This window comes from Streptomyces krungchingensis (assembly GCF_054729265.1).
This window is the reverse complement of record NZ_JBPUKY010000001.1, coordinates 4,001,560-4,019,797: the sequence shown is the minus strand read 5'-3', so window position 1 is coordinate 4,019,797 and position 18,238 is coordinate 4,001,560. Positions and strand designations below refer to the sequence as shown.

15 protein-coding genes are annotated in these 18,238 nt (G+C 70.3%); 13 read left to right on the top strand and 2 right to left on the bottom strand.

The genetic code is table 11. The features are described 5' to 3' along the window. Positions 1-3 precede the first annotated feature (3 nt). The 4 genes from ACSYGO_RS17830 to ACSYGO_RS17815 all read left to right on the top strand — a co-directional run bounded on the left by ACSYGO_RS17830 (position 4) and on the right by ACSYGO_RS17815 (position 6,819). Complete coding sequence (locus ACSYGO_RS17830) at positions 4-1,194, top strand: hypothetical protein (RefSeq protein WP_460387037.1); 1,191 nt, start codon at positions 4-6, stop codon at positions 1,192-1,194. Positions 1,195-1,545: 351 nt separating this feature from the next. Continuing rightward, entirely contained in the window at positions 1,546-3,045 is a 1,500-nt protein-coding gene (locus ACSYGO_RS17825; RefSeq protein WP_426682311.1) for a D-ribitol-5-phosphate cytidylyltransferase, read from the top strand. Between the two features lie 184 nt (positions 3,046-3,229). Further along, positions 3,230-5,362, top strand: a complete 2,133-nt coding sequence (locus tag ACSYGO_RS17820) for a hypothetical protein (protein ID WP_460387036.1) — start codon at positions 3,230-3,232, stop codon at positions 5,360-5,362. A gap of 311 nt (positions 5,363-5,673) precedes the next feature. Then, positions 5,674-6,819, top strand: coding sequence for a glycosyltransferase family 2 protein (locus ACSYGO_RS17815; protein WP_460389729.1), 1,146 nt, complete (start codon positions 5,674-5,676; stop codon positions 6,817-6,819). Between the two features lie 77 nt (positions 6,820-6,896). Here the strand turns inward: ACSYGO_RS17815 and ACSYGO_RS17810 are convergent, their stop codons facing one another. Continuing rightward, positions 6,897-8,297, bottom strand: coding sequence for a polysaccharide pyruvyl transferase family protein (locus ACSYGO_RS17810; protein ID WP_426682308.1), 1,401 nt, complete (start codon positions 8,295-8,297; stop codon positions 6,897-6,899). Between the two features lie 300 nt (positions 8,298-8,597). Here ACSYGO_RS17810 and proB point away from each other — a divergent pair, with 300 nt between their 5' ends. From proB to ACSYGO_RS17785, 5 genes are all read left to right on the top strand, one after another. Further along, positions 8,598-9,704 carry a glutamate 5-kinase gene (proB, locus tag ACSYGO_RS17805; RefSeq protein WP_426682307.1) on the top strand — a complete coding sequence of 369 codons (1,107 nt, stop codon included), beginning with the start codon at positions 8,598-8,600 and terminating at the stop codon, positions 9,702-9,704. A gap of 203 nt (positions 9,705-9,907) precedes the next feature. Next, a complete protein-coding gene (locus ACSYGO_RS17800) occupies positions 9,908-10,402 on the top strand; it encodes a hypothetical protein (RefSeq protein ID WP_426682336.1) in 495 nt (164 codons plus the stop codon). A gap of 61 nt (positions 10,403-10,463) precedes the next feature. Continuing rightward, the gene (locus ACSYGO_RS17795; protein WP_432173385.1) at positions 10,464-11,750 is read left to right on the top strand and encodes a glutamate-5-semialdehyde dehydrogenase; all 1,287 of its coding nucleotides are present in this window, start codon (positions 10,464-10,466) and stop codon (positions 11,748-11,750) included. Between the two features lie 86 nt (positions 11,751-11,836). Beyond that, complete coding sequence (locus tag ACSYGO_RS17790; protein ID WP_460387035.1) at positions 11,837-12,442, top strand: SCO2584 family spore wall biosynthesis protein; 606 nt, start codon at positions 11,837-11,839, stop codon at positions 12,440-12,442. A 241-nt stretch (positions 12,443-12,683) separates the two neighbouring features. After that, positions 12,684-13,751 carry an SCO2583 family membrane protein gene (locus tag ACSYGO_RS17785; protein WP_460387034.1) on the top strand — a complete coding sequence of 356 codons (1,068 nt, stop codon included), beginning with the start codon at positions 12,684-12,686 and terminating at the stop codon, positions 13,749-13,751. Between the two features lie 183 nt (positions 13,752-13,934). Here the strand turns inward: ACSYGO_RS17785 and ACSYGO_RS17780 are convergent, their stop codons facing one another. Then, entirely contained in the window at positions 13,935-15,065 is a 1,131-nt protein-coding gene (locus ACSYGO_RS17780; protein ID WP_426682335.1) for a M48 family metallopeptidase, read from the bottom strand. Positions 15,066-15,135: 70 nt separating this feature from the next. On the opposite strand from ACSYGO_RS17780, the gene ACSYGO_RS17775 reads away from it, so the two are divergent. The 4 genes from ACSYGO_RS17775 to ACSYGO_RS17760 all read left to right on the top strand — a co-directional run bounded on the left by ACSYGO_RS17775 (position 15,136) and on the right by ACSYGO_RS17760 (position 18,177). Continuing rightward, complete coding sequence (locus ACSYGO_RS17775) at positions 15,136-15,327, top strand: hypothetical protein (RefSeq protein ID WP_426682337.1); 192 nt, start codon at positions 15,136-15,138, stop codon at positions 15,325-15,327. Between the two features lie 137 nt (positions 15,328-15,464). Beyond that, complete coding sequence (locus ACSYGO_RS17770) at positions 15,465-15,626, top strand: hypothetical protein (RefSeq protein ID WP_095934250.1); 162 nt, start codon at positions 15,465-15,467, stop codon at positions 15,624-15,626. Positions 15,627-15,695: 69 nt separating this feature from the next. Next, positions 15,696-16,415 (top strand): nicotinate-nucleotide adenylyltransferase, encoded by a 720-nt coding sequence (nadD, locus tag ACSYGO_RS17765; protein WP_095934249.1) that lies wholly within the window; start codon positions 15,696-15,698, stop codon positions 16,413-16,415. A gap of 16 nt (positions 16,416-16,431) precedes the next feature. After that, on the top strand, positions 16,432-18,177 hold the full coding sequence (locus ACSYGO_RS17760) for an LCP family protein (protein WP_460387033.1): 1,746 nt from the start codon (positions 16,432-16,434) through the stop codon (positions 18,175-18,177). Positions 18,178-18,238: the final 61 nt, after the last annotated feature.

The window sequence follows — 18,238 nt, the reverse complement described above, 5'->3', positions numbered from 1 at the left end:
ACCATGGAGACCGACTGTTCGACCCACCTCTCGACGGCCGCCGGGAGCGCCGCGCCCGCCCCGCTGCCCACCGGCACCCGGCTGCTGCACATAGGCCCGCACAAGACCGGGACCACATCCATCCAGGGCGCCCTGTTCGCCGCCGGGGAGGCGATGGCCCGGCACGGCGTCGACTTCCCCGCGCACAGCAGGCACCCCATGGAGGCGGCCCTCGCGGTGTGCGCCCGGCCCGGCATGATGGGCGACGCCCGGCCCACCGAGGGCCACTGGCAGCGGCTCGTGGACGCGGTGCACGCCACCGGGAGGCGCACCTCGGTCGTCAGCAGCGAGTTCTTCGCGGACGCCCCCGACGACGAGACCGTCGCGCGGATCGTCGGTGACCTGGGCGCTGACCGGGTGCACGTCCTGGTGACCCTGCGTCCGCTGGCCAGGATCATGCCGTCGCAGTGGCAGCAGTACGTGCAGAACGGGCTGCGCATGGGCTACGAGGACTGGCTCGACCACATGCTGCGCAGGGCCCCCTACGAGAAGCCCAACCCGAGCTTCTGGCGCCGCCACCGGCACGACCGGCTCGTCGAGCGCTGGGCGCGGGTCGCCGGAGCCGGGAATGTCACCGTCGTCGTGGTCGACGACCGGGACCGTGACGGACTGATGCGCACCTTCGAATCCCTCCTCGGTCTGACGGACGGACTTCTGGTGGAGGTGCCGGACACGGCCAACCGCTCCCTCACACTCGCCGAGACCGAAATGCTGCGGATGCTCAACACGGAATTCCGCGGCAATGGACTGCCCGACGAGATCTATTCCAGGCTCGTGCGCAACGGCGCCGTGATGCATATGAAGAACACCTGCCGGCCGGCGTCGGACGACGCCCGGATCAGCACTCCGGAATGGGCCGTGCGGGCGGCCGCGGACATCGGCGCGGAGATGGCCGGACGGATCGCGGCGCTGGACGTACGGGTCCTGGGGGACCCCGCGCTGCTGTCCGCCGTACCGGCGCCCGAGACCGCGCGCACGGCGCCGGTGGCCCCCCGTATGGACCCGGAGGTGGCGGCCCGGGCGCTGTACGGAGCCCTTGCCGTGGCCGCCGCCTCGGCGTCGGCCGCACCGGCGCGCACGGTGCATCAGACTTCTTCGAAGGAACTGGTGAGGGTTCTCGGCCACCGGGTACTCAAGCGTCTCAAGCGAGCGTGAGGTCGGGTGCCGCGATGGCCGAGAATCGCGGTGCCACAAGTATCGCGGGCCGGAACCGTGGTACCGGAGACGGACGGTGGTCGCGGTGAATACGAGCCGTGACACCTGAAGTCGAAAGGGGTGCGGCGCCCGGGACCGGAGTGCGGTCCGTGACGTGAAGGACGCACGGAAATCGTGTGCAGTTACTCACAGCAAAACAGGACAATCCGGTCTCGTTTCTCGGAAGTCTCCTGCGCACAAGGTGAATAACCGGTTGCGCGCACATATGCAGTAGAGGGCGCTCACCTTGCATGGCAGTAACCGTAAGTGGGACCATTCCCGGGTTCCCTGTCGCCCCAAGGTAGGTCACCTGTGTCTGAGCACTTTGCCAAGCCCCGTACCACCGCAGTGATCCTGGCTGGTGGCACCGGTCAGCGCGTGGGTCTGTCGATTCCGAAGCAGCTGCTGAAGATCGCCGGCAAGGCCGTCATCGAGCACACGCTGACGACCTTCGAGAAGGCCGACTCCATCGACGACATCATCGTGCTGATGGCCCCGGGTTACGTGCCGGACGTCGAGAAGATCGTCGCCAAGGCCGGGCTGGAGAAGGTCACCAAGGTGATCGAGGGCGGTTCGACGCGGAACGAGACCACCGAGCGCGCCATCAGCGCCCTCGGTGAGGGCCTCGCCGAGGGCGAGGACCGCAACGTGCTGTTCCACGACGCCGTGCGCCCGTTGCTGTCCGAGCGCGTCATAGACGACTGCGTCACGGCTCTGGAGCGCTACCAGGCCGTCGACGTCGCCATCCCGTCCGCGGACACGATCATCGTGACCCGCACCCACGGCGAGGACGGCGAGTTCATCACCGAGATCCCGGACCGCTCCCGGCTGCGCCGCGGCCAGACGCCCCAGGCGTTCAAGCTGTCCACCATCCGCCGCGCCTACGAGGTCGCGGCCGGTGACCCCAACTTCCAGGCCACCGACGACTGCTCCGTGGTGCTCAAGTACCTGCCGGACGTGCCGATCCACGTCGTCGCGGGTGACGAGTACAACATGAAGGTCACGCAGCCCGTCGACGTCTTCATCGCCGACAAGCTCTTCCAGCTGGCCTCCACCGCAGCGCCCGAGCAGGCCGACGAGGCCGCCTACCGCGAACTGCTCACGGGCAAGACCGTGGTGGTCTTCGGCGGTTCGTACGGCATCGGCAAGGACATCGCCGAACTCGCCGAGGGCTACGGCGCGAAGACGTACGCGCTCGGCCGCTCGACCACCGGCACGCATGTCGAGAACCCCGAGGAGGTCGACGACGCGCTGTCCACGGCGTACGCGGAGACCGGGCGCATCGACTACGTCATCAACACCGCGGGCGTGCTGCGCATCGGCAAGCTCGCCGAGACGGACAACGCCACGATCGAGGAAGCGCTGAAGGTCAACTACCTGGCCCCGGTGCAGATCGCGCGCTCCTCCTACAAGTACCTCGCCGAGACCAAGGGCCAGTTGCTGCTCTACACCTCCAGCAGCTACACCCGCGGCCGCGCCGAGTACAGCCTCTACTCCTCGACCAAGGCCGCCATGGTGAACCTCACCCAGGCGCTGTCCGACGAGTGGGCCGGCGACGGCATCCGCGTCAACTGCATCAACCCCGAGCGCACCGCGACCCCCATGCGCACCAAGGCGTTCGGCCAGGAGCCCGCGGGCTCGCTGCTGTCCTCCGAGGCGGTGGCGCACACCTCGCTCGACGTCCTGCTCTCCGAGCTCACCGGGCACGTCATCGACGTCCGCCAGCAGGACCCGACCGCGGGCGCGGGCAAGGCCTCCGGATTCGAGGCGGCGCTGGCCAGCGTTCTGGACCGCCAGGACGGCGTGGCATAATTACCGCATAGCTTTTTATGGAATTCAGGCCTCTGTGGCTGCGTGTTTGCCGCGCATTCGCAGAGGCCTGAATCCGTAAGATTCCGGATCGCCGCGTAATGCCGTTTCCTGCATTTTTCCGGCCTTCTGGAGTGAAGCTCCAATTTCGTACCAAACCGGCACTCTCTCAAGAGCAGGTTTCTTCGTGATTTCCACCGCTATTCGCGTTGCCCGGGTGGGCAGCGCGGCCGAGCTGGCCGCGGCGGCCCTCATGATGCTGGGCTTCCCCTGCCTGATGCTGGCCGCGCTCCTGCCGAGCGTCGCAGCCTTCGCGGCCGCGGCCGCCGTGACGTATCTGGCGGACCACTATCTGCACCGGCGCGGCAGCTATCTGATCAACCGCCTCAGCAAGGTGCGGGCCGGTCTGTCCATCAGATTCCTGATCCGCCAGCTGCTCCTGGTGCTGTTGCTGGCGCGGTTGGAGCTGTCCGACAGCCTGGTCTTCTACGCGGCGATCGCCTGCTTCCTGGCCTTCTACGGCTTCCAGGCCCCGCACGGCGCGCTGATCACGTTGATCCGGCTGCGCCGCAAGATGCCCGTCGCCACCCGCAATGTCGACCTGGCCTCGCGCATCCGCATCCCGGACGCGCCCCCGCGCCGGCTGCTGTCCCGGTCGGCCGAGAAGATGCTCCACCTCGACCTGGCGGCCGTCGTCGGCGTCCTGGTGACCGCGGCGACCGACAACAACGTCTACGGGTTCGTGGGCATCGGTCTCACCATGGCGCTCGGCTTCGGGTACGTCGCCGGGCTGGTGCCGTACGTCCGTGGCCGGAAGACCCCGCCGAACGCCGAGAAGGTCCTCGCCGCGGTCGACGACTGGCTGCGCGAGTACCGCCCGGAGACGGTGCTCTACTTCTCGGGCTCCAAGGACTCGGCGTACCAGGTCAACATGTGGCTGGAGACGATGGAGCAGCTGGACACCCGTCCGCTGATCATCCTTCGTGAGCGGGCCATCCTGGACCGCATGGCGCCGACCACCGTGCCGGTCGTCTGCGTGCCCGGCGGTGTGCACCTGATGAACATGGACCTGTCCACGGTGCGGGTCGCGCTCTACGCGGCGAACGTCGGCAAGAACATCCACATGCTGCGCGTGCCGACCATGAAGCACGTCTTCATCGGCCACGGCGACAGCGACAAGCTCGCCAGCGTCAACCCGTTCAGCAAGGCGTACGACGAGGTGTGGACCGCGGGCCGCGCGGGCCGCGACCGCTACGCCATCGCCGACGTCGGCGTCCGTGACGACGACATCGTCGAGGTGGGCCGCCCGCAGCTGGCCCCGATCCAGTCGTGGCAGGGCGTGCCCGAGGGCCGTATCCCCACCGTGCTGTACGCCCCCACCTGGGAGGGCTGGGACGGCAACCCCGGCAACACCTCGATCGTCCTCGCCGGCGAGAACATCGTGAACAAGCTGGTGAAGGCCGACCCGCCGGTCCGCGTCCTGTACAAGCCGCACCCCTTCACCGGCACGGTCAGCGCCGAGGCGGGTGCCGCCCACCGGCGCATCACCGCCCTGGTCGAGAAGGCCGGCACCGAGCGTGCCGCCGACTCGCGCTTCACGGCCGATGCCGCCGTCCAGACGCAGGCCAAGGCCGACCTGTCCCGCATCGAGGCCCGGCTGGCCGAGCTGTCCGGCGCCGCCGCCGACAAGGGCGACGAGGCCGAGGCCACCCGTGACGGCGTCGTCGACGTCGAGCGGCACGAGGAGGTCGCCCGGCTGCGCGGCGAGTGGAACGAGGCGTACTGGCGTTCCTTCGGCAGCTTCGAGCACCGGGTCATCACGGGCGCCGAGCCGCGTCTGTACGACTGCTTCAACGTGTCCGACGCGATGGTCTCCGACATCTCCAGCGTCGTCTCCGACTTCATCGCGAGCGGGAAGCCGTACGCGGTCACCGACTCCGCCGAGCTCGGCGTCGAGGAGTTCAAGCGGCAGAACACCGCGGTGCGCGCCGCCGTCATCCTGTCCAACTCCGCCGCCGAACTGGGCGACTTGCTGACCGCGGTCGCCGACCCGGCCGCCGACGCGCAGGACGCCGACCGCCGGGAGCTGAAGCGGTACCTGCTCGGCCCCGACGAGCCGGCGTCGATAGACCAGTTCAACGCGGCGGTGCGGGACCTGGCGCGCAAGGCCGAGACGCGCAACCTCGGCCAGGAGGGCGGCGCGCCCGTCGGCGCCGACCTGTCGAGCGACAGCGAGCTGGTCGCGGACGATGGTCTGGCGAACGTCCTGCCGGGCCAGCGGGTGACCGGCGACACGGACGGCGCGGCGATCACGGGCTGACGCCACCGGTCTTCACCAGGGCATGACCCCGAGGAGCACTCCTCGGGGTCATGCCCTTTTCTTACGCTTCTTCCCGTTCCTCTTACGTCCTCCTGCCAGCCTGGCGCGTGGAACACCTCACGCCGGGCGGCCTTCCTCTCCTGTGAGCTGGATCACTAACTGAGCGCTCCCGGGCAACCGGTACGTACTTTCAGTCGTCTTCTAGGTAGCGATTGAGGTGATAAGAGGGAAATGTTCCACGACACTTCCCGTAACGAGGGGGAAACGTGACGCAGCCTGATGTGACCGTCGTCATCGGGGCGTACGAAGCGATGCCGTACCTGGTCAAGTGTCTGGAGTCGGTGGAACACCAGACCCTCGACCCCGCACGGATCGAAGTGATCGCCGTCGACGACGGGTCCACGGACGGCACGGGGGAGTACCTGGAGAAGTTCGCCGAACGCGCGCCCATGGCCGTCACGGTCATCGGCCAGCCGAACTCGGGCGGCCCCAGCGGCCCGCGCAACGTCGGCCTCGGCAAGGCCCGCGGACGGTACGTCTTCTTCCTCGACGCCGACGACCACCTCGGCCCCGAGGCCCTGGAGCGCATGGTCGCCATGGCCGACGAACACGGCACGGACGTGGTCCTCGGCAAGGTCGTCGGGGTCAACAGGAACGCCCCGAAGTCGATGTGGGGCAAGAACCTGCCCCGTACCGACGTCTTCTCCTCGAACATCAAGTTCACGCTCAGCGCGCAGAAGCTCTTCCGCCGCAACCTGCTCACCCGGCACGGCATGCACTTCGACGAGTCGCTGAAGACCGGCGAGGACGCACTGTTCACGATGGAGGCCTACCTCCGCGCCGACGGAGTCTCCGTGATCGCCGACTACGACTGCTACTACCTGGTGGGCCGCGACGACGGCAAACACGCCACCAAGAGCGGCGGTTACACCCTGCGCTTCGACTCGGCGCGCGCCCTGATGGGCCTCATCGCCGACCTGGTGCCCCCGGGGCCGCGCCGCGACGCCCTGATGATCCGGCCCTTACTCGTGACCCTGATCCCGCAGTTCGGCCCCGGCTACCTCAAGCAGAGCGAGAAGGTCCGGCGCCACAAACTCGACCTGGCCGAACCGCTGTTGGCCGCGCACTGGCACCCCGGTGTCGCGGGCCGCCTCAAGGTCCACGAGCGGCTGCGGCTCCACCTCGTCGCCCAGGGGCGAGGCGATCTCCTCGTCGACGTGATCGAGTTCATCAAGGCCAAGAAGGAACCCGAGGCGGTCCTCGAGGACCGGGGCCGCAAGGCCTACCTCGGCTATCCCCACTTCCGCGACCCGGCCGCGGGTGTCCCCGACAGCTGCTACGCCCCCACGAGCCGCGAGGCGGCCGCCATCGAGGGCTTCAGGCCGCGCAAGCGGCGTCTGCCGCGGCTGCGCAGGCTGGCCCGCCGTGTGCTGGGCCCGCGCCGCGCGACGGCGTAGGCGCCCCGGAGGCCCCGTCCCCACCGCCCCACCATGCGCGGGCCCGCCGGCCGGACTGCTGCCGGCCGGACGCCGGACTACTGCCGGCCGGACTGAAGTGCCTTGCGCAGGGGCCGCCCCACCGCTCGCCGGGCCCGCCGGTAGACCGAGCGCTCTCCCGTACCGCCCGGCCCCGCCAGAGCCCTCGACACCTTGCCGGTCCGTGCCAGGTCCCGCCGCAACTGGGCGTTGTCCGTGGACAGTTCGGTGATACGTGTCTGGAGCCAGCCGAAACGCGCGCTGAGCGAGGCGATGTCCGTCTCGTTCCAGGGGCGGATCCCGGGCGGGAAGCGCAGGGAGCGGATGCGCTCCTCGTAGGCCGCGCCCGCGTCGCCGTGCGTGAAGGTGTTCTCCAGGCCATTGCGGTCCAGGAACCCGATGAAGCGCTCGAAGCGCTCCTGGTGGCCGCCCGTCAGGGCGGTGAAGTCGGCCTCCGCGTACAGCTCGGCCGGGTCGAGGTCCTGCGGCAGCTTGGTGATCTGCCGGTGCGGGATGCCGAAGTAGCGGCACAGCTCCAGGGTGCGCGAGTCGCCGCACAGCACCGTCGCGGGCGTACCCGCGAGCAGCGCCGCGATGTTGCCGTGGATGCGGGAGCCGAAGGAGAAGTCGAAATCCCGCAGGTCGTCGATCCAGGTGACCGGGTCGATGTACACGCGGACCTTGTCCTCGCGGTACATCGGGTGGTCGGGGTGCGTGGGCATGGCGGTCACGCCCGCGTTCGGGTCCGACAGGTCGCGCCAGTGCAACTGCCGGGCGTCGCTGAGGTTCTGGCCGATGAAGCGCAGTTGCGGGTAGCGCGCGTGGGCGCGGTCGATGACACGCCCGAGCCCCTGCGACTTCACCGCGCTGTGCGAGCCGTTCACCGCGATCCGGGCCTCCGGACCGAGCGACTCCGCACGCTTGCGCACGTCGAGGTCCTTGCCGTACATGAACAGCGAAGGACAGCCGATGACCTCGACGTCCTTGAACCCCATGTCCTTCAGATAGCGCTCGGTGAACTCGCCGCGCACCCCGATCGAGGCGCTGTGGTCCAGGACCGCGGAGACGAAGTCGCGGACGGACGGTTCCATGGGCTTGAGCCGGGCCGGGTTGTAGCCGAGGCCGGTCTGCGCACCGATGCCCGGCACGACCACCGGGATCTTCAACTTCCTTATGAGCCGCGTCAGTCGCCTGAGCTGCGGCTCGAACGAGGGCCGGAACGCGTTGGCCAGGGGGATGACGAACGCGTCGAACTCCTCGTTGATCCGGCCCGCGGCGCTCACGTCGGTGCGGATGCCGTTGGACACGACCTCGGTCCGCGGTGTTTCGAGGATCTTGTGCGCGGCGTCGCTGAAGATCAGATTGCCCGAGTTGGTGGCGATCACATCCTGGTGGAGGGCCTCCTCCAGGGGGATCACGTCGTACGGGCTCTTCCCGGATCTCAGGAGTATGCGCTTCACAGGGTGATCGTTGGCCACGACATTCAACTTAACTTTGCGTTGCCTTTATTTACTATGCGGAACCAGTACAACCTTTTCTGCATGCGCGACCTGTGAGCGTGCGACTACGGGGCGCCGTCCGGCAGCTGGACCGGCGGGCGCCGCGCCTTCCCCTTCGCGTAGATTGCCGGGCGGGGCAACGGACCTACGCGAGGGGACATACGGCACGTGGCAGGCGCAAGGCAGAGCGAGACGCACGCCGACGGAAGTGCTGGGGCGCACGACCACGGGAGTGCGGTGGCGCCCGCCCACCGAAGTGCTGTGGCACAGGCCCACCGGGTCGTCGTCAAAGTGGGCTCCTCGTCGCTGACCACGGCCTCCGGCGGGCTCGACGCGGACCGTGTCGACGCCCTGGTCGACGTCCTCGCCAAGGGCCGCAGCGGGGGCGAGAGGGAGATCGTCCTCGTCTCGTCCGGCGCCATCGCCGCCGGACTCGCGCCGCTGGGGCTGCGCCGCCGCCCCAAGGACCTCGCCCGGCAGCAGGCCGCCGCCAGCGTCGGCCAGGGACTCCTCGTCGCCCGCTACACCGCCTCCTTCGCCCGCTACGGCATCCGCGTCGGGCAGGTGCTCCTCACCTCCGACGACACCAGCCGCCGCGCCCACCACCGCAACGCCTCCCGCACCCTCGACAAGCTCCTCGCGATGGGCGCCCTCCCGGTCGTCAACGAGAACGACACCGTGGCCACGGACGAGATCCGCTTCGGCGACAACGACCGTCTCGCCGCCCTCGTCGCCCATCTCGTCCGGGCCGATCTGTTGGTCCTCCTCTCCGACGTCGACGGCGTGTACGACGGCGACCCGAGCAAGCCGGGCACCTCGCGGATAGCGCAGGTGCACGGCCCCGACGACCTCGCGCACGTCGAGATCGGCAGTGCGGGCAAGGCCGGCGTCGGCACCGGCGGCATGGTCACCAAGGTCGAGGCCGCCCGGATCGCCGCCGCGGCCGGCATCCCGGTGGTGCTGACCAGCGCCGTCCACGCCGCCGACGCCCTCGCGGGCGGGGACACCGGCACGTACTTCCACCCCACCGGCAAGCGGTCCGCCGACCGGCTGCTGTGGCTCCAGCACGCCTCCACCCCGCAGGGCGCGCTCGTGCTGGACGACGGGGCCGTGCGCGCCGTGGTCGAACGGCGCACGTCCCTGCTGCCGGCGGGCATCGCGGCCGTCGAGGGCGAGTTCACCGCGGGCGACCCGGTCGAACTGCGCGACGGCACGGGCCGGGCGGTCGCACGGGGCCTGGTGAACTTCGACGCCAAGGAGATCCCACAGCTCATCGGCCGTTCGACCCGGGAGCTGGCGCGCGAGCTGGGCCCGGAGTACGAGCGGGAGGTCATCCACCGGGACGACCTCGTCCTCCTGAACCCGTAGCCCCGCCGGCCGGCGCGCCGCAGTGGGGCCACGAGCCCGAACCTCCGGTCCAAAAATGTTGTGAACGTTTCGCGGACGCCGGCCGCGGCGAGGTGAAACTCCGTAAAAGTGCCACGCGAGGGCTCCCCACCTGCTCAACTTTGTGGCAGGGAGAGTCCGGGATTCAGTACGAACATCGCGTGAAGGAGGCCGTCGTGAGACGAGTGCGCCCTGGGGCGGCGGCGTCCCGCGGTGGTTCCTCTCCCGCCCTCGGCTCCACCCGGGCGGGAGGACACCCGTCCCGAGCCGCGGGCGAGGAACGCGCCCTGACGAGCGTGGCCGCCGGTGATGCCTACGAGGGCGAGGCGCCCGCCGACCTGCCACGACTGTGGCACGTCACGCTGAGCGTCTCGGGCGAGGAGGCCCCGCTCAAGGAGGTCCGGCGCGGCCTCGAACAGCTCGCCCACGACCACCCCTTCCTGCTGACCAGCCGCTACGCCAACGACCACGCGGAGATCCGCTACTGGGAGGAGGCCCGCGACCTGCACGACGCCGCGGCCGTCGCGCTGCGCCTGTGGGGCGAGCACCGGCAGACCGCCCAGCTCCCGCCCTGGGAGATCGTCGGCCTGGAGGTCATCGACCGCGAGACGTACCACCAGCGGATCGCGGAGGGGTACGGGCCGCTGCCCGCCACACCTGTCGGAGTTCACCCCTTTTGAGCCCGTCTCGCGGTGTGGGATGACGAGTGGATCCGTCCCCCCGGCGCACTACCCTTCCTCCATGACCACGCTCTCGCCGTACGACTCCATGTCTCCGGTCACCCAGGCCGCCTACCGCGCGAAGGCCGCAGCCGCCGACCTGGCGCCCCTCCCGCGGGCCGACAAGGACGACGCCCTGCTCGCGATCGCGGACGCGCTGGAGGTCCGTACGAGCGAGATCGTCGAGGCCAACGCGAAGGACATCACCCGCGCCCGCGAGGCGGGGACGAGCGAGACCGTCATCGACCGCCTCACCCTCACGCCCGAGCGGGTCCGCGCGATCGCCTCGGACGTCCGCGACGTGGTGTCACTGCCCGACCCGGTCGGCGAGGTCGTCCGCGGCTCGACCCTGCCGAACGGCATCGACCTGCGCCAGGTCCGCGTCCCGCTCGGCGTCGTCGGGATCATCTACGAGGCCCGCCCGAACGTGACGGTCGACGCCGCCGCCCTCTGCCTGAAGTCCGGCAACGCGGTCCTGCTGCGCGGCTCCTCCTCCGCGTACGAGTCGAACACCGCCCTGGTGCGGGTTCTGCGCGACGCCGTGGGCGGCGCGGGCCTGCCCGCCGACGCCGTCCAGCTGGTGCCCGGCGAGAATCGTGAGTCCGTACGCGAGCTGATGCGCGCCCGAGGCCTCGTGGACGTCCTCATCCCGCGCGGCGGCGCCTCCCTGATCCGCACGGTCGTCCAGGAGTCCACCGTCCCGGTCATCGAGACCGGCACCGGCAACTGCCACGTCTACGTCGACGCCCATGCCGACCTCGACATGGCGATCGACATCCTGATCAACTCCAAGGCGCAGCGGCCCAGTGTCTGCAACGCCGCCGAGACACTCCTCGTGCACCAGGACATCGCCCCCCAGTTCCTGCCGCGCGCCCTGGACGCCCTCGCGGCCGCCGGGGTCACCGTGCACGGCGACGAGCGGGTCCTCGCCTACGCCAAGGACTCCAAGGCCACCGTCGTCGAGGCCACCCCCGAGGACTGGGAGGCGGAGTACCTCTCCTACGACATCGCGGCCGCCGTCGTCGACTCGCTCGACAGGGCCGTGGAGCACATCCGGCTGTGGACCTCCGGCCACACCGAGGCCATCGTCACCACCTCGCAGCCGGCCGCCCGCCGATTCACCCAATTGGTCGATTCGACCACTGTCGCCGTGAACGCCTCGACGCGCTTCACCGACGGCGGCCAGTTCGGCTTCGGCGCCGAGATCGGCATCTCCACCCAGAAGCTGCACGCCCGGGGGCCCATGGGGCTTCCGGAGCTCACGAGCACCAAGTACATCGTCACCGGGGACGGGCACATCCGGCGCTGACACCCGCCCCGGCGGAACCGTCTCGTCAGGTGGATGAATTTCCATACCGTCTGCCCAAATTGACCCCCCAGGTCTACTCTGGATCCGTGCCGGAGGACGTGGGGGGCACGCCGTTCCCTGACGGCTGGGAGCCCGACGACGACCGCGACCGCGGGGGTGCGGACGAAGAGTTCGCCACCGTGGTCTTCGACGAGGACTTCGTACGGGCGGCGGTGATCCACGAGCCGACCGCCGTGGAAAGACTCCTCGCAGCCGCCGAGGCCCGCGCCGAGGCCTCCGAGGCGGAGGCGCGCCGCACACACTCCCGGGGCGCCCGGGGCGACGACGAGCGGTACGAGGACGGCTTCGGCCGCGGCGATTTCGGCCATGATCCCGACCTGGACGATCTGGACGACACGGAGGTCCTGGACGGCCACTACGGCGCGCCGGGGACCTACGGCAGGCCCTACGGGAAGCAGACCCGCTGGCACCGTCCCGTCGCCTGGATCCTCGCGCTCGTGATGGGCATCGGCATGGTCGCCCTGGCCTTCACGGCGGTCTACCGGGGAGCATCCTCCAGCCGCCAGGAACAGGTCCCGCCGCCCGCCTCCACGGGGCTGGAGCAGGGCCAGGAGAGCGTGACCGGTACCGGCCCCTCCGCCTCGGCCGACTACTCCCAGCCGGCGGTCTCGGCGGACCCCAGGAGGCCCTGACACCGCGCCCGACGGGGCACCGGCCCGCGGGCCGGGAGGACAAGGCCTTCGGGCCCGGGGAGGACAAGACATTCGGGCCCGGAGAGGACACGGCATACGGCCCCTCGGACGGCCCGGTGACGGCCCCTCGGACGGCCCGGTGACGGTCCCTCGAACGGCCTGACGGTCCTGGTGAGAACCTGTCAGAACTTGTCGTGTACCACGGCGTTTACCTGAGCTCCGGGAGACCTACTCTGAATGTATGGGCGGGCCTGGAGACCCACCTGAGGGGACACCCGAGGGCGCTCCCGCAGGTGGAGAGGACGAGTACCGATCCGTCGTCTTCGACGAGTCGTTCGTCCGCGCTGCCCGCCTCCAGGAGTTCTCCGCCCAGGAGCGCATGGCCGATCACACACCGGCCGTCCGCCGCCGCCCGACCCTGCAGCGCGGCCTGTCCCGGCAGGCGCTCATCCTCGTCCTGCTGATCGCCATAGCCTTCGGCACGGCGATCTACATGGGCGTACGCCACCCGTACCAGGCCCCCACCGCCCAGCCCCCCGAACCGCTGCGGATGACGGTCATCCCCCTGTCCCCGCAGACCGCCGTCCCCGGCTCCACCAGCACCGACGAGCTGTACGGGCACAGCCCCGCCGCACAGTTCCGCATCGGCGCCGAGGGCATCACGCTGCCCGCTTCCCGGCGCACCGCGCACTTCTCCGACAGCCAGGTCGTCACCGCCCTGACCACCGCGAAGGACTATCTCGTCGAGTCCGCGCTCGACCCCGACGTGCTCACCGGCGGCGCCACCCGGCCCGTGCGCATCCTGCTCGATCCTCAGCAGCTCGATCAGTTCGACCAGAGTTTCGAACGGCCGATGGCCGACGGGCGGCACGCCCCTACCGGCTGGCTGGTCCGCTTCGACCCCGCCGGCGCCCAGCTCGCCGACAGCAAGATCCGCGTACAGGGCACCCTCCAGGCCGCCGAATTCGACGCGAACACCCTGGAGGTCATCGCCGACCACACCTTCGTGTACGCGCTGAAGCCGACAGGTTCGGACGCGAAGGCGAAGGCCTCGCTGTTCACCGTCCGGCGCGAGCTGCACTTCCGCTTCGACCGCGACGACCTGCGCATGCACCAGGCCGAGCTGGCCGTCTCCTACGTCCAGGCCGGCCCGCTCGCCTGCTCCGAGGACTCGGTCAGCCGGCTGCATCCGCTGCTCGCGGGACAGACGGCCAAGGCGGGCGGCCCGGCCGGCACCGACCCGTACGCCACCGGGAGCGCCACGGCCCTGTGCGGCTCACTGGCGAAGAGCGCCCAGCCGAAGGTGTGACCGCTCGCCGGGCCCGTGGCGAGGAGTGACTGCGTGCGGAGCCGCGTCGCGCTCCGGCCCTCCGGCGGAGCCGGGACGCTCGCCGGCCCGCTCCCGGTGGAGGCGGAGCGCTCGCCGGCCCGTGCCCGGTGGAGGCGGAACGCTCTCCGGCCCGTGCCCGGTGGGTGGGAGCCTCCGCCTCGGTCAGCTGTCGCCGTCGGGACGCCCGTCGCCCGGGTGGTCGTCGCCGGACCCGCCGCCGGAATCGCGCGGCGGAGCGTCCTTGGTCGTGCTGCCCGTGAAGCCGCCGAAGCCGCGCCGCACCCGGCCCCCGAGGTCTCCCGCACCGCCCGCGATGTCGCTGACCAGCTTCATCAGCGGGTCCTTGGAGTTCTTCACGTCGCTGGCGTAGCTCGCCGCCGACTGGCGGAAGGAGTCCGACACCGAGGTGTCCTTGTCCTCGCTGCGCCGCGGGTAGTGACCGTCCATGATCCGCTGGTAGTCGCGGGACTCCGCCCACTTTTTCAGCTCCGCCGCACGCACCGTGGTGAAGGGGTGGGTGCGGGGCATGACGTTGAGGATCTTCAGGACGGAGTCCCGCAGGTCGCCCCCGGCCTCGTACTCCTCGGCCTGCGCGAGGAACGCGTCCACGTTCATCTCGTGCAGATGGTTGCCGCCCGCGATCTTCATCAGGCCGCGCATCGAGGCGCGCAGGTCCTGGCCGACCAACAGACCGGCGCGGTCCGCGGACAGCTCGGACTTGCGGAACCACTCGCGCAGCGCCGTGACGATCGCCATGATCGCGAGGTTGCCCAGCGGGATCCAGGCGACCCGGAGGGCGAGGCTGGTGAGGAACAGCAGGATCGTGCGGTACACGGAGTGACCGGACAGCGCGTGGCCGACCTCGTGCCCGACGACGGCGCGCATCTCCTCCTCGTCCAGCAGCTCGACGAGCCCCGTCGTCACCACGATGATCGGCTCGTCCAGGCCGATGCACATCGCGTTCGGCTGCGGGTCCTGGGTGACGTACATCGGGGGGACCTTCTCCAGGTCCAGGATGTAGCAGGCGTCCCGCAGCATGGCGTTGAGGTGCGCGAACTGGGCGTCGGAGACGCGCACCGAGTCGGACAGGAACAGCAGCCGCAGGCTGCGCTCGGGCAGCAGGCCGCTGAGCGCCTTGAAGACCGTGTCGAAGCCGCTGAGCTTGCGCAGGGCCACCAGGGCCGAGCGGTCCGCCGGGTGTTCGTACGCCCGCGAGGAGATCCCCTCGAAGCGCCTGCGCTGCCTGCTCGGCACGTTCTCGTGCCCGTTCTGCTCGTGGCCGTCGTCGGACATGTCTTCCCCCATGTGCGTCTGTGTGCCCTATGTGCCCCCAAGGCAGAGCCCAGCCTAGGCGGAGATACCGTTGACGGGCAGTACAGAGAAGGAGTCGTACGCCATGGAGCACATCCCCACAGCCGCCTGGCTCACCGAGGCCGCGAACGCGGCGGACAAGCAGGGGCCGGGCAATCTGCTCCGCGTCGTGCTGATCGTCATGGTCGTCGGCGTGGCCCTGACCGCATGGTTCCTGCTGCGCGGGTACAAGCGGGACGACTGAGCGCCCACGACGCCCGATTCCGGCGCCGCGAGGCAACCGGCGTCCCCAACGGCGGAGTCGGCGTGATCGTGGCCGAGGCCCCCGCATACGATGAGCCGACGTCTTTATCCCGCCCACACCGGATAGGTCCTGCCGAGATGAGCTTCCACAGCACCGCTGCACAGTTGGTCACCGTCGCCGCCGAGGGTGAGAACGGCGGCAACCACGAGAGCCTCAGCCCGTACCTGACCGGCGGTGGCGCCCTCTTCATCCTCCTTCTGCTGCTGTGGATCACCACGCGCTTCAACCGGGACCGCTGAGCCCCACAGGGCCCGCTCAGGGCCCCTGTCGGCCGGAGCCCGTCGGCCGGGCCGGTAGGGTCTGCACGCATGGGAGAGCAGGACATGCCTACCGGTCCGGCGAGTGACACGGAGAGCGGCACCGGCGGTTCCGCCAAGGGCGGCACGGCCGGCATCGTCGGCCGTGTGACGACCGGCCCCGGAAACGGTCCCTCGAATCCGGGCAAGCGCCGCCTCGGCGTCATGGGCGGAACGTTCGACCCGATCCACCACGGGCACCTCGTGGCGGCCAGCGAGGTCGCCGCGCAGTTCCACCTCGACGAGGTCGTCTTCGTGCCGACGGGTCAGCCGTGGCAGAAGACCGACCGCAAGGTCACTCCGGCCGAGGACCGCTACCTGATGACGGTCATCGCGACCGCCGAGAACCCCCAGTTCTCGGTGAGCCGCATCGACATCGACCGCGGGGGCCCGACCTACACCACGGACACCCTGCGCGACCTGCGCGCGCTCAACCCCGACACGGACCTCTTCTTCATCACCGGCGCCGACGCCCTGGGCCAGATCCTCACCTGGCGGTACACGGAAGAACTGTTCTCCCTCGCGCACTTCATCGGGGTCACCCGGCCCGGTCACACCCTGACCGACCCGGGGCTGCCCGAGGGCGGTGTCTCGCTCGTCGAGGTTCCCGCGCTCGCCATCTCGTCCACAGACTGCCGTGCGAGAGTCGCCAAGGGCGACCCTGTCTGGTACCTGGTGCCGGACGGTGTGGTGCGCTACATCGACAAGCGCGAGTTGTACCGCGGCGAGTGAGCCGAGAGGGGCACCGGTGAACGACCGATACGACGGATACGCGGGCGGCGACCAGTACGAGCTCGTCGGCTACGACGAGTTCGGGCAGCCTGTGTACCGACAGGTGTCGCAGCAGCCCCCGCAGCAGGGCTACGACCCCTACGGCTCCCAGCCGCAGGGCTACGGCTACGACCCGTACGCCTCGGGGCGCCCGCAGCCCGGCCGGCCCTACGACACGGACGGACAGCAGTCGGCGTCGTACGACACCGGGCAGCAGCAGGCCGTACCGCCCTACGACCCCGCCCGACGGCCCCCCGCGCCCTCGTACGACCCCTACGGCACCGGTGCCCCGGCCGCGGGCGCCCCGGGCCCGTACGACCCCTACGGGCAGGCCGCGGGCCCGGGCGGCGCCGGCACCGGGCAGCAGCCCCGCGTGGCCGAGCAGACCGCCTACATCCCGCAGCAGGCGGGTCCCGCGGAGGGCGACGAGCCCCGGGCGGGCCGCGACTACCGCACCGAGCAGTTCGCGTTCGTCGAGGAGCAGGAGGACGACTCCGAGGACGTCATCGACTGGCTGGCGTTCACCGAGAACCGCACCGAGCGCCGCGAGGAGGCGAGGCGCCGCGCCCGCAGCCGCGTCGTCGCCCTGGTCGTGGTGCTCGCCCTCGTCGCGGTCGGCGGCGTCGGCTACCTCTGGTACGCGGGCAAGCTGCCCGGCACCTCCTCGGACGGCAAGCCGGGCGCGACGACCGCCGTGGGCGCCCAGAACCGCGACGTGATCGTCGTCCACCTGCACAACACGAAGGGCGGCGGCACCTCCACGGCCCTGCTCGTCGACAACACCACCACCAAGCAGGGCACCACCGTCCTGCTGCCCAATTCGCTCGCCATGACGGACGACAACGGCTCGACGACCACGCTGGCCAAGTCCGTCGACGACGACGGAACCTCCGGTACCCGGGACGCGATCGACACGGTGCTCGGGACCGACATCCAGGGCACCTGGCGCCTCGACACCCCCTACCTGAACAACCTCGTCGAACTCGTCGGCAACATCGACATCACCACCAACACCGACGTGCCCGACCCCGACGCGAAGAAGAAGGGTCAGGCGCCCCTCGTCAAGAAGGGCGAGGACCAGACCCTCAGCGGCAGGATGGCCGTCGCCTACGCCACCTACCGGGCCTCCGGCGAGTCCCAGAACGCGCAGCTGGAGCGGTTCGGAGCGGTCATGCAGGGCGTGCTGCGCAAGCTGTCCTCGGACAAGCAGGCCGCGACCACCACCGTGCAGACGCTCGCCCAGATCCTCGACCCGCCGCTGACCGACGCGGACCTCGGCGCCTTCCTCGCGAAGCTCGCCGACCTCGCCAAGGGCGGCGACTACAAGACCGCGCTGCTGCCCGTGCAGCAGGACGGCACGCTCAGCGAGAGCGCCAGCAACAGCGTGATCAAGGACGTGCTCGGCGGCACCGCCAAGAGCCCCGACGCCGACGCGGCCGTCCGGGTCGGGATCAAGAACGCCACGGGCACCAAGGGCGCCACCCAGCAGGCCCGCGTCGTCCTGGTCAACGGCGGCTACACCTTCCTCGACTCGGGAACGGGTACCGCGCAGACCGTGTCGCGGATCACCTACTCCGACGCCGCCAAGAAGGCCGACGCCACCGAGGTCGCCAAGACACTGGGTCTCCCCGCCAGCTCCGTGAAGAAGGGCACGGTGACGTCCAACGCGGACGTGTCCGTGGTCCTCGGCCAGGACTACAAGCTGAGCAGCCCCACGGGCTGACCGGCGTCTTTCCCGGGGCGGCCGACGCCCCGCCCCGGGAGGTCCGGGGGCCGCCCGCCGG

Coding starts and splice junctions, on each gene's coding strand:
- ACSYGO_RS17830 (WP_460387037.1), top strand. CDS start 4: ATGGAGACCGACTGTTCGACCCACCTCTCGACGGCCGCCGGGAGCGCC.
- ACSYGO_RS17815 (WP_460389729.1), top strand. CDS start 5,674: ATGCCGTACCTGGTCAAGTGTCTGGAGTCGGTGGAACACCAGACCCTC.
- ACSYGO_RS17795 (WP_432173385.1), top strand. CDS start 10,464: ATGACCACGCTCTCGCCGTACGACTCCATGTCTCCGGTCACCCAGGCC.
- ACSYGO_RS17785 (WP_460387034.1), top strand. CDS start 12,684: ATGGGCGGGCCTGGAGACCCACCTGAGGGGACACCCGAGGGCGCTCCC.
- ACSYGO_RS17780 (WP_426682335.1), bottom strand. CDS start 15,065: ATGTCCGACGACGGCCACGAGCAGAACGGGCACGAGAACGTGCCGAGC.
- ACSYGO_RS17770 (WP_095934250.1), top strand. CDS start 15,465: ATGAGCTTCCACAGCACCGCTGCACAGTTGGTCACCGTCGCCGCCGAG.
- nadD (WP_095934249.1), top strand. CDS start 15,696: ATGGGAGAGCAGGACATGCCTACCGGTCCGGCGAGTGACACGGAGAGC.